The sequence below is a fragment of the Streptomyces sp. NPDC001532 genome (assembly GCF_040298625.1).
Lineage (GTDB): Bacteria > Actinomycetota > Actinomycetes > Streptomycetales > Streptomycetaceae > Streptomyces.
In genome coordinates this window covers 62,447-73,250 of record NZ_JBEPAL010000043.1, presented here as the reverse complement: position 1 = coordinate 73,250, position 10,804 = coordinate 62,447, and the positions used below count along the sequence as shown (strand labels likewise).

The following is a 10,804-nucleotide window of genomic DNA, read 5'->3' as shown; positions in this document are numbered from 1 at the left end:
AGACTTCCTGCACACCTACAACCACCACCGCTGCCACACCGCACTCGGCGGCCAGCCACCCATCACCCGCGTGAACAACCCTGCGGGTCAATACACCTAGCGCCCGGCCCTCAGTGCTCGCCACCCGGCGTCCGGCGTCAGACGCCCGGCCCTCAGTGCCCGCCGCCGGGCCTCCTGCCCCGACGCTCGTACCCCAGTGGCTGGCCTTCATCGCCCGCCGCCCGCCGCCCGCCGCCCGCCGCCCGCCGCCCGGCGTCCGGCCTCCGCCGCTTGGCCTCCGGCGCCCAGCGCCGGGCCTTCAGCGCCGCCCTTCATCGCCCGCCGCCGGGCGCCCGGCCCCCGAGGCCCGGCGCCAGTTGCGCGCCCTTGAGCGCCCGGTGCCCAACGCTCGGCCCTCAGCGCCAGCTGCCCGGCCGCCGGCGCGCGCGCCGTCCGGCCCTCAGCGCCCGACGCCCGGCCCCCGAGGCCCAGCGCCAGCTGCCCGACCTCGAGCACCCAGCCCTCTACGCCCTGCGCAGGCTGCCCGGCCCTGAGCGCCGGGCCTTCAGCCCTCGGCCCCCGAGGCCCAGCGCCAGCTGCCCGACCTCCAGCGCCTGGCGCCCAACCCTCTACGCCCGGCGCCAGCTGCCCGGCCCTCAGTGCCCGCCGCCGGCTGCCCGCCGTCCCGCTTCCGCCACCCCGGATCAGCCCGCCGCCCCGGCTCAGGCCGGTCGTACCACGCTGTGGATCGACGACTCGCCGTCGTAGTAGATCGATTCCTCGCGTACGTACGCCCCGGGCTTCGGCGCGTGGATCATCATTCCGTTGCCGATGTAGATGCCGACGTGGGTGATGTCGTCGTAGAAGAAGACGAGGTCGCCGGGCTGGGCGGCGGCGACGGAGACCGTGGTGCCGGCGTTCACCTGGTCGTAGGTGGTGCGGGGGAGGGTGACGCCGGCGGCCTTCCAGGCGGCCTGGGTGAGGCCGGAGCAGTCGTAGGAGTCGGGCCCGGTGGCGCCCCAGACGTAGGGCTTGCCGATCTGCGCGCGGGAGAAGGCGAGCGCCTTCTCGGCCTTGGCGGCGTACGTGGAGTCGGTGGCGGTGGAGGTGTCCCCGGTGCTCTCCTGCTGAGGGGCCTGCTCCTGCGCGGTCTCCTGCGCGGCGGCCTCCTCCTGCTGCCGCTGCTCCTCCGCCTCGGCCTGCTGCCGCGCGAGCTCGGCGGCCTTGCGGGCGGCCTCCTCCTGCTTGCGCTTCTCGATCGCCGCGAGCCGCGCCTTCTCCTCCGCGGTCAGCTGCGACAGCAGCTCCCGCGCGGTGGACAGCTTCTTCTGGACGGTCGCCTTGGCCGTCCTGAGGTCGGTCTGCGAGTCGGTGAGCGTCTGGAGGCTCTCGGTGGCCTCGCGACGCTTCTCCATCGTCTCGGTCTGCTGAGCGAAGTAGTCGTCGACCGCTTCCTTCTGACGGCTGGTCAGTCGGCCCATCAGCTGAGTCTGGTCGAAGTAGTCCTGCGGGGTGTCCGCGAGCAGGAAGGTCGCGGTGTCGGGGGCGGCGGCCCCGGTGCGGTACTGGGCCGCGGCGTACGAGCCCAGTTCGGCGCGTGCCTCGTTGAGCTTCTGTGCGCGCTCGGCGACGTCGTCCAGGAGGGTGTCGACGCGCTTGCGCTGCTTGGTGGTCCGCTCCTTGGCCGCGTTGTACTTCTCGGTCGCCGACTCCGCCTGGCGGTAGAGATCGTCGACCTTCTTCTCGACCTCCTCCAGGCTCGGCTTGTCGTCGGTCGAGGGAGCGGCGTCGGCGGTCTGCGAGAGCAGGGCCACGGAGGTGAGGGCCGCGGTGGCGAGGGCGGGGGTGCGTATGCCTGCCACGCGCGCGGTGGGACGCGACTTGCGGTGCGACGCCAAGGGAGGCGACTCCTTCCATCGGCCGCCTACCGGGTTAGCTGTCGGGTTCGGGCGGGTCGTTAGGAAGGGTTGCCCTACGGTCCGCTCCCCGGAGGGAGGGGCCGATTCACCCCAGAGTTCGGTGGGTCCCCGGCTCCGGGCCCGGTGTGGGCGCGCAGGACTCGGCGGAGGCCGTACGGTCCGGCGGGGTTCGCCGGTGGGGGTCGTACGGCCTGCCCGGCACGGTAGCCAACTCGTGTGCCGACTGTGAAGGTTGGTGGGTGATATGCCCGATACATTTTCGTGACCTTCCGGTCGGGGTCGCTCGCCGTCGTCGATCCGGAGCGCTGCGTGGCGGGTTGGCCTTGTAATCGTGTGGACGCGAGCCGTGACGAGAGGCATTCCCAAGATCATCGGTGAGGTGTGACGGGGATGTCTTCCGGGTGGCCCTCGGTTGTCAGTGGGGCGCCCTAGACTCGGAGAGCGATGAGCAGCCTCTTTGACGACAGCTTCCTGGCGGACCTCCAGGCCCCGCGGGCCCACGCGGAGGAGCCCCCGCCGCCGCCCGAGGACGATCACGTACCGGAGTCGATCCCGGACGATCTGTTCGGCGGGAAGTTCGACCTGCCACCGGACCGGGACGCCCACTACCGCGACGGCGCCCCGCGCCCCGTGGTCGACCCGGCCGTGCTCCTGGAGGGGCTGAACGAGAACCAGCGCGCCGCCGTCGTCCACTCCGGCACCCCGCTGCTCATCGTGGCCGGCGCCGGCTCCGGCAAGACCCGCGTGCTCACCCACCGCATCGCCCACCTGCTGGGCGAGCGGGGCGTGCACCCCGGGCAGATCCTCGCGATCACCTTCACCAACAAGGCCGCGGGCGAGATGAAGGAGCGCGTCGAGCAGCTCGTCGGCCCGCGCGCCAACGCCATGTGGGTGATGACCTTCCACAGCGCGTGCGTCCGCATCCTGCGCCGCGAGAGCAAGAAGCTCGGCTTCACCTCGTCGTTCTCGATCTACGACGCCGCCGACTCCAAGCGCCTGATGGCCCTGGTCTGCCGCGATCTCGAGCTGGACCCCAAGCGTTTCCCGCCGAAGTCCTTCAGCGCCAAGATCAGCAACCTGAAGAACGAGCTGATCGACGAGGAGGACTTCGCCGCCCAGGCCACCGACGGCTTCGAGAAGACCCTCGCCCAGGCCTACGCCATGTACCAGTCGCGCCTGCGCGAGGCGAACGCGCTGGACTTCGACGACCTGATCATGACGACGGTCAACCTGCTGCGCGCCTTCCCGGACGTCGCCGAGCACTACCGCCGCCGCTTCCGCCACGTGCTGGTCGACGAGTACCAGGACACCAACCACGCCCAGTACGCCCTGGTCCGCGAGCTGGTCGGCACCTCCGAGCACCCGGTGGACGTACCGCCCAGCGAGGACGACCTGGCTCCCGCCGAGCTGTGCGTCGTGGGTGACGCCGACCAGTCGATCTACGCCTTCCGCGGCGCGACGATCCGCAACATCCTCCAGTTCGAGGAGGACTACCCGAACGCGACGACGATCCTGCTGGAGCAGAACTACCGCTCCACCCAGACGATCCTCTCCGCTGCCAACGCGGTCATCGAGCGCAACGAGTCCCGCCGCCCCAAGAACCTGTGGACCAACGCGGGCGCGGGCGCGCGCATCACCGGCTACGTCGCCGACACCGAGCACGACGAGGCTCAGTTCGTCGCCGACGAGATAGACCGCCTCACGGACGCGGGTGACGCGAAGGCCGGCGACGTCGCCGTCTTCTACCGGACGAACGCCCAGTCCCGTGTCTTCGAAGAGGTCTTCATCCGCGTCGGTCTGCCCTACAAGGTCGTCGGCGGCGTCCGCTTCTACGAGCGCAAGGAGGTCCGGGACGTCCTGGCCTACCTGCGTGTCCTGTCCAACCCCGAGGACTCGGTCCCGCTGCGTCGCATCCTGAACGTGCCCAAGCGCGGCATCGGCGACCGCGCCGAGGCGATGATCGACGCCCTGTCCCAACGGGAGAAGATCAGCTTCCCGCAGGCGCTGAAGCGGGTCGACGAGGCGTACGGCATGGCCGCGCGGTCCACCAACGCGGTCAAGCGGTTCAACACGCTGATGGAGGAGCTGCGCACGATCGTCGAGTCCGGCGCCGGACCGGCGACGATCCTAGAGGCGGTGCTCGAACGCACGGGCTACCTCGCCGAGCTTCAGGCCTCCACCGACCCGCAGGACGAGACCCGTATCGAGAACCTCCAGGAACTCGCCGCCGTCGCCCTGGAGTTCGAGCAGGAGTCCGGTGAGGGTGAGACCGCCGGCTCGCTCTCCGAATTCCTGGAGCGGGTCGCGCTGGTCGCGGACTCCGACCAGATCCCCGACGAGGAGGACGGCGACGGCGTCATCACACTGATGACCCTGCACACCGCCAAGGGCCTGGAGTTCCCGGTGGTCTTCCTCACCGGCATGGAGGACGGCGTCTTCCCGCACATGCGGGCCCTCGGCGAGACCAAGGAGCTGGAGGAGGAGCGCCGCCTGGCGTACGTGGGCATCACCCGCGCGCGGGAGCGGCTGTACCTCACCCGCTCCTCCATGCGCAGCGCCTGGGGACAGCCGCAGTACAACCCGCCGTCGCGGTTCCTGGAGGAGATCCCTCCGACGCACGTCGACTGGAAGCGCACGGGTGCCGTCGCGGCTCCGGCCGGCCCGGTCTCGGGTGTGGCCGCCTCGCTGTCGTCGTCGCGCTCCCGCTCGTCGGCGTCCGGCGCCTCCGGCTTCGCCACCCGCCGCACCGCCGAGAAGCCGGTGGTGTCCCTGGCCGTCGGCGACCGGGTCACACACGACCAGTTCGGGCTCGGCACCGTGGTCGGGGTCAAGGGCACCGGCGCGAACGCCGAGGCCACGATCGACTTCGGCGACACCAAGCCCAAGCGGCTCCTGCTGCGGTACGCGCCGGTGGAGAAGCTGTAGCGCCGACGACGCCATGCCGTAGCGCCGAAGACACCATGAGGAAAGCCCCCGCCGGGCACATGGCGGGGGCTCACTCGAAGGGTGTGTGCGGTCCTACGACGGGTCCAGGCCGTGGCTGCGCAGCCAGGACAGCGGGTCTATGGCCGAGCCGCCGCCCGGACGGACCTCGAAGTGCAGGTGCGGACCGGTCGAGTTGCCGGAGTTCCCGGAGTAGGCGATCGCGTCGCCGGCCTTGACGGTCGTACCGGACGCGACGGTGTAGCTGGAGAGGTGGCAGTACCAGGTCTCCGTGCCGTCCTTCGCCGTCACGATCATCATGTTGCCGTAGGCGCTGTTCCACTCGGTGCGGACGGTGCCGTCGGTGGCGGCCATCACGGTCGAACCGTAGGAGACCGGGAAGTCGATGCCGGTGTGCACGGACATCCAGTTGATGCCGGCCTGGCCGTAGTAGGCGCTGAGACCGTGCTGAGCGACCGGGAGGGCGAACTTCGGGCGGAGCCGTTCCTTGCGGGCGGCCTCCTCGGCGGCCCGCCTCCGCTCCGCCTCCTGCTGCGCCTTGAGGTCGATGCGCTCCTGGGTGCGGCTGGCCCGGTCGGCGAAGTCGTCGGCCTCCGCGGAGAGGCTTTCCAGCTGGGTGTCCAGCTTGTTGTTGGCGGCGGACGGTTTCACCGGCTGGGCGTCGGCCGCGGTGGTCGAGGTCTCCTGGGTGTCGTCGGCGAACGTGCCGACCGAGGCGGCGGCGATACCGGCGACGCCCATGACGCAGGCCGAGGGCACGGCGACGGTCAGCAGTGCGGACCGCTTGGCGGGCGTACGGCGGCGGGAACGGGAGCCGCTGCGGGAGGCCGCGCGCGAGACCGGGGCGGGGGTGGCCTCTTCCTGGTCGTCGAGCAGTTCCACGACGGGGAGTTCGCCGGTGGCGGCCAGGCCGTCCTCTGCCGGAACGGTTTGCCCCGGTCCGTCGTAGGAGTTGTCGTCCGCGTACCCGGCCGGGTCCTCGTAGCCCGCGGACTCCTCGTAACCGGTGGTCTCTTCGTAGGACGCGGGGTCCTCGTAGGCCGTGGGCTCTTCGTAGGAGACCTGCTCGTAGGTGGCGGTCGCCTGCTGCTCGGCGTCGGTGCCGGCGGTGTTCCACTGGGTGGCGTCGTAGGCGCCGGTGTCGAAGGTCTGCGTGCCCCAGTCCCACTGCTGGGTCTGGTCCGCCGGACTGCCGCTCTGCTCGGGCTGGAGCCAGGAGCTCGCGTCCCACTGGCCGCTGACGTCCGGGGCGGTGCCCTGATGCGGGATGCCGGCGACCTGCTGATACTCGGCCGACCAGGCGGTCGTGTCGTAGGCGCCGGTGTCGTAGGCGGCGTGGTGCTGGGCCGCGTACGGGTCCTGGTTCAGGGTGTGGTGGCTGCCGGTGTTCCACTGGGCGGAGTCGTACGCGCCGGTGTCGTGGCCGCTGTCGTGCATGTCGCCGAAGAGCGGGTCGGCCTGGAAGGTGGTCGTGGACGACGCGGCATGGTGGCCGGAGGTGTCAAAACCGCCCGCCGGGTAACTGCCGTATGTGGTGAAGTCGCCGTAGTGGGCTTCCTGGGAGCCGTACGACGCGTAGGGCGCCGAGGAGGCATCGGAAGCCGGAGCCGGGGTGGTTGTGCCCCCCGACGGGTGACGGTCGTTCACCAACTTCTCTTTCGCCTCGACAACAGGGGCTGCCAGAGCAGTGCGGCGACTGTACCCGGCGGTACGCGGGCACGACAATCTTCGACAGGTTTCATGCTCGCGGGAAACGGGCATTCGGCCGTGTTTCGGGGGCAGGCGGGCACGACTTTGGCTTTGTGTTCGAAGTCTGTTCGACCCCGAGTGGCTGTCAGGCGCCGATGAGACGGCTGTGTGGACCAGTCGTTGAGCCCTTTCGCGGGTCTCTTCGGCGAGGGAGCGATCAGGCCACGGTCGCGCCGTCGGTGTGCGCGGTGGCGTCCGAGCTCGCCGGATGCGCCGGATACGCCTGGTCGAGGGCCTGGCGTATGCCGGTCGCGACGGCCGGATGGACCGGAAGGGCGAGATGTCCGATCCCGGTCACTCGCACATTGCGCACTATCAGGTCGGGATGGTCGAGGCGGGCGGCCTCCGGCGGGACCATCACATGGTCGAGGTCGCTCCAGAAACAGACGAACCGCGTCCGGCAGCCCGGCGCGGGTCCGGCCAGCTCCTCGATCACATCGGAGGTGGGCCGCATCTGCCGCACGATCGGATGGGCGTTGGCCAGCCGCGCCACCCGGGTGCCGGAGTGCGGCGTACCGAGGGTGATCAGGGTGCGGACGCGCCGGTCGCCACCGAGTCGCTGGACGTAGTACCGGGCGATCAGGCCGCCGAGGCTGTGGCCGACCACGTCCACCCGATCGCTGCCCGTGCGCTCGCAGATCTCCTCGATGTGCCGGCCGAGCAGTGCGGCCGCGGTGCGGACGTCGCAGGTCAGCGGGGAGTAGTTGAGCGATGCGAGGTGGCGGACGCCGAGCTGGGCGAGGCTGCGGCGGAGGAGCACGAAGACCGAGCGGTTGTCGATGAAGCCGTGCAGCAGGACGACCGGTGGCCGGACGTTCGCCGGCAGTCGCGGCGCCGCATCGCCGTCAGGGGGAGGGGTGGCGGGGGGCCTGCGCTCCTGGGTGATGCCGGACGGATAGAGCACGAGGTGGGCGGCGAGCACCGCGATCTCCAGGGCGGTCGCCTTGAGGAGAGCCGCGGACAGTCCGCTCAGACCGCTCGGGAGGGCCGGGAGGGCTGGGAGCAGACGCCGGCGGATCGACGGGAGGAGGGGAAGGGGAAAGAAGGGGAGTGAGGAGAAGGAGAGCGAGGAGAAGGAGAGTGAGGAGAAGAGGGGTGAAGGAAAAGGGAGGGGGAGAAGGGGCGGTAGTGCCCGGGTGAGCTGTAAGGCCTTCATGGCCGACCTCCTGTCGGCACGCGGGAGGGCGGCGCTGTCCCCCGTGTGCTTCCGAAGGGGGCCGCGATGGAGGCGGTCGGCGGCGGGGCGGGTCTGGTGTCCTCGCTGCGGCTCCCGGCGCGCAGGGTTCCGACATGGCCCGTGGGTCGTCGGCTGGTGCGGCGCGTGGGCCGCCAGGGCTCGGAACGGTGCGCTGCGAATATGTCCCACGTGTGATTTCCCCCTCCCTCTTCACCGCGAAACTGCCGGTTGCGGGATGCTGGCGATAACGTTCGTTCACTTCACCGGGTCCGAGCCCGGTGAGGTGTCCGTGCCGTGGTGGCGTCCCCGGAGGCTGGGCGACGGACCGATCGGAACGAATGTGTGATACGCGCCACATGCACGGCATGTGTGATGTGTGCGGTACTTGTCGGTACGGATGGATGTAGTCGCTTCATGGAGGCAGTGATGGGTGTGGCAGCCGGTCCGATCCGCGTGGTGGTCGCCAAGCCGGGGCTCGACGGCCACGATCGTGGGGCCAAGGTGATCGCGCGGGCGCTGCGCGACGCCGGTATGGAGGTCATCTACACCGGGCTTCACCAGACTCCGGAGCAGATCGTCGACACGGCGATCCAGGAGGACGCCGACGCGATCGGCCTGTCCATCCTCTCCGGCGCGCACAACACGCTCTTCGCGGCGGTGATCGAGCTGCTCAAGGAGCGTGACGCCGCGGACATCCTGGTCTTCGGCGGCGGGATCATCCCCGAGGCCGACATCGCTCCGCTGAAGGAGAAGGGTGTCGCCGAGATCTTCACGCCCGGGGCGACGACCGCGTCGATCGTGGACTGGGTGCGGGCCAACGTACGGCAGCCGGCCGAGGCGTAGGCCTCCGGCGGTGCGGGTGGGCCGCGGTGGCCGCCGCGGGCCTGACGCTTCCTTCCGGGCTCCCGCTCCGGCCTGAGCGGGCCCGGCCCGCGAAGGCCTGCGTGGGCGCCGAACCAGATGGCCTGGGGGCCGGACCAGAGGGCCTGTCGTTGGGCGGGTCGCGCTTGCGGGGACTGCAGACGGCCGAGTGGGGCGTGCGAGGTCTGCCTGCGGCCGGGTCGGGCGTGCGAGGCCTGCCGAGGACCGGGTTCGCGGGTGCGATCGAAGGCCTGTCGGCAGCGGGCTCGGACGTCGGAGCGACGGCTCCGCCGAACAGCGAGGCCGGGTGTCGGAGCGAAGGCCCTGCGAACAGCGGGGGCCGGGTCGGTCCGAAGACTCTGCCGAACAGTGGGTTTGGGCGTCGGCTGAAGACACTGTCGAACAGTGGGGCCGGATGTCGGACCGAAGGCCGGAGCGGTGGCGCGAGCGGGTGTCGGGTCAGTTGCCGGGTGGGCCGATGGTGTCGGCCTGCGATGTCTGTCCCAGTTCCTCGGCCATGGCCGCCCGCAGTCGCAGAGTGGTCACCAGGCGCTGGAACGCCTCGGTCCAGTAGCCGCCCGCGCCCGGTGACGCGTCCTCCGCTTCCTCCGGCGCCGCCAGGAGCCCGTCGAGGCGGCCGGCCTCGGAAGGATCCAGACACCGCTCGGCCAGCCCCATCACTCCGCTGAAGCTCCATGGATAACTCCCCGCGTCCCGCGCGATGTTGAGAGCGTCGACGACCGCCCGCCCCAGCGGCGCGGCCCACGGCACCGCACACACTCCGAGCAGCTGGAACGCCTCCGACAGCCCGTGTGCCGCGATGAACCCGGCGACCCACGCGGCCCGCTCGTCCGCGCCGAGCGTGCCCAGCAGCTTGGCCCGCTCCGCCAGGGACACCGCGCCCGGCCCGCCCGCCTCGGGGGAGGATGGTGTGCCGAGCAGGGCCTGGGCCCATTCGGCGTCCCGCTGCCGCACCGCCGCCCGGCACCAGGCCGCGTGCAGCTCGCCCCGCCAGTCGTCGGCCACCGGCAGCGCCAGGATCTCCCTCGGCGTACGGCGGCCCAGCCGCGCCGGCCAGGCAGAGAGCGGCGCCGCCTCCACCAACTGACCGAACCACCACGACCGTTCACCCCGTCCCGCCGGAGCCTTGGCGACCACGCCGTCGCGCTCCATGCCCGCGTCGCACTCGTGCGGAGCCTCCACCACCAGCGTCGGCGCGTCCCCGGTGTGATCGACGGCCACGCAGGCCGCCGCCCGGACCGCCATCCGCCCGGCCAGCGCGGAACCCGGCAGCGCGGACAGCAGCTCCGCCGCGGTGGCCCGCACATTGCGGCTCCGGTCGGCCAGCGCCTGCTCCAGGAAGGGCTCGTCCTCGGCGCTCAGTCCGGAGCGCAGCGAGTCCAGGAACATCAGCCGGTCCTCGGCCCGCTCCGTCGGCCATGTTCCCGCCAGCAGTTCCCGGGCGCCGGCCGGGTCGTACGCGCGGATCGCCGCCAGCAGGGCGACCCGCTCCGCGAACAGGCCCTCCCGCCACAGCCGCCGCACCCGTTCGGTGTCCTCCAGCCGGGGGAGCGCCGCCTCGCCGCCGGGTGCCGAGCGCAGCGCGAACCGCCAGTCCGGGTTCAGCCGGGCGAGCCACAGGGCGCGCGGGCCCGCGAAGGCCAGCGCCGCCGGCCGCAGGTCCGTGCGGCCGCGGGCCGCGTCCAGCAGCGCGGGCAGCGCCTGGGGCGGCGCCGCGAAGCCGCGGGCGTTGGCCGTCGCGAGCCACTGGGGCAGCAGCTCCATCAGATCCGGCGCGGTGCCCCGGCGCCCGCCGCCCACCGTGCCGGGGCGATCGGCCAGCAGCATCGCGAGTCTGCGGGCCGCCGCCGCGGGCAGCGCCGGGCGCGGATCGTCGGGGGCGGGGTCCGGACGCCGCGCCGCCGGGGCGGGACGCAGTCCGGCGCGCCGTCGTACGGTCTCCACGGCGGCCGCGTCCAGCAGTGCCGCGGGTGCTTCCCGGCCCGGCGCGAGGTCCGCCGGGGTACGCCGGTCCGTGCCGAGCAGGGCGGTGGTGACGAGCTCCTCCCAGGCGCCCGGAGCGGGCGGTTGCGCAGGAGCGGAGGTCCTGGTCACGAGGTTCCTTTCCTCCGAGCGCCGCCCGAGGCGGTCAGCGCTTGCCGGAGTGGTCGAAGAC

The 10,804-nt window shown here is 71.8% G+C and carries 6 protein-coding genes, 1 pseudogene and 1 riboswitch; of the genes and pseudogenes, 3 read left to right on the top strand and 4 right to left on the bottom strand.

The window, feature by feature from the left end:
- Window positions 1-100 (top strand): annotated as a pseudogene (locus tag ABT232_RS30815) (IS481 family transposase); the annotation flags it as partial.
- Window positions 101-701: 601 nt separating this feature from the next.
- On the opposite strand, the gene ABT232_RS30810 reads toward ABT232_RS30815, so the two are convergent.
- Window positions 702-1,877 (bottom strand): C40 family peptidase, encoded by a 1,176-nt coding sequence (locus ABT232_RS30810; RefSeq protein ID WP_351845885.1) that lies wholly within the window; start codon window positions 1,875-1,877, stop codon window positions 702-704.
- A gap of 7 nt (window positions 1,878-1,884) precedes the next feature.
- A riboswitch (cyclic di-AMP (ydaO/yuaA leader) is annotated at window positions 1,885-2,040 on the bottom strand.
- A 302-nt stretch (window positions 2,041-2,342) separates the two neighbouring features.
- Between ABT232_RS30810 and pcrA the strand changes: the two genes are divergently transcribed.
- On the top strand, window positions 2,343-4,823 hold the full coding sequence (gene pcrA / locus ABT232_RS30805; protein ID WP_351845884.1) for a DNA helicase PcrA: 2,481 nt from the start codon (window positions 2,343-2,345) through the stop codon (window positions 4,821-4,823).
- 93 nt (window positions 4,824-4,916) lie between these two features.
- On the opposite strand, the gene ABT232_RS30800 is transcribed toward pcrA, so the two are convergent.
- Together ABT232_RS30800 and ABT232_RS30795 are read right to left on the bottom strand one after the other, a co-directional pair.
- Window positions 4,917-6,602: a M23 family metallopeptidase gene (locus tag ABT232_RS30800; RefSeq protein ID WP_351845881.1), complete on the bottom strand. Its 1,686-nt coding sequence runs from the start codon at window positions 6,600-6,602 to the stop codon at window positions 4,917-4,919.
- 145 nt (window positions 6,603-6,747) lie between these two features.
- Window positions 6,748-7,746: an esterase/lipase family protein gene (locus ABT232_RS30795; protein WP_351845879.1), complete on the bottom strand. Its 999-nt coding sequence runs from the start codon at window positions 7,744-7,746 to the stop codon at window positions 6,748-6,750.
- 447 nt (window positions 7,747-8,193) lie between these two features.
- On the opposite strand from ABT232_RS30795, the gene icmB reads away from it, so the two are divergent.
- A complete protein-coding gene (gene icmB, locus ABT232_RS30790; RefSeq protein ID WP_351845878.1) occupies window positions 8,194-8,610 on the top strand; it encodes a coenzyme B12-dependent isobutyryl CoA mutase small subunit in 417 nt (138 codons plus the stop codon).
- Window positions 8,611-9,087: 477 nt separating this feature from the next.
- Here icmB and ABT232_RS30785 read toward each other — a convergent pair whose 3' ends face one another.
- Window positions 9,088-10,743, bottom strand: a complete 1,656-nt coding sequence (locus tag ABT232_RS30785; RefSeq protein WP_351845875.1) for a DUF5691 domain-containing protein — start codon at window positions 10,741-10,743, stop codon at window positions 9,088-9,090.
- Between the last annotated feature and the right edge of the window lie 61 nt (window positions 10,744-10,804).

What these genes read in the sequence shown, in the direction of transcription:
- ABT232_RS30795 (WP_351845879.1), bottom strand. Translation starts at nt 7,746, where the DNA reads ATGAAGGCCTTACAGCTCACCCGGGCACTACCGCCCCTTCTCCCCCTC.
- icmB (WP_351845878.1), top strand. Translation starts at nt 8,194, where the DNA reads ATGGGTGTGGCAGCCGGTCCGATCCGCGTGGTGGTCGCCAAGCCGGGG.
- pcrA (WP_351845884.1), top strand. Translation starts at nt 2,343, where the DNA reads ATGAGCAGCCTCTTTGACGACAGCTTCCTGGCGGACCTCCAGGCCCCG.
- ABT232_RS30800 (WP_351845881.1), bottom strand. Translation starts at nt 6,602, where the DNA reads ATGCCCGTTTCCCGCGAGCATGAAACCTGTCGAAGATTGTCGTGCCCG.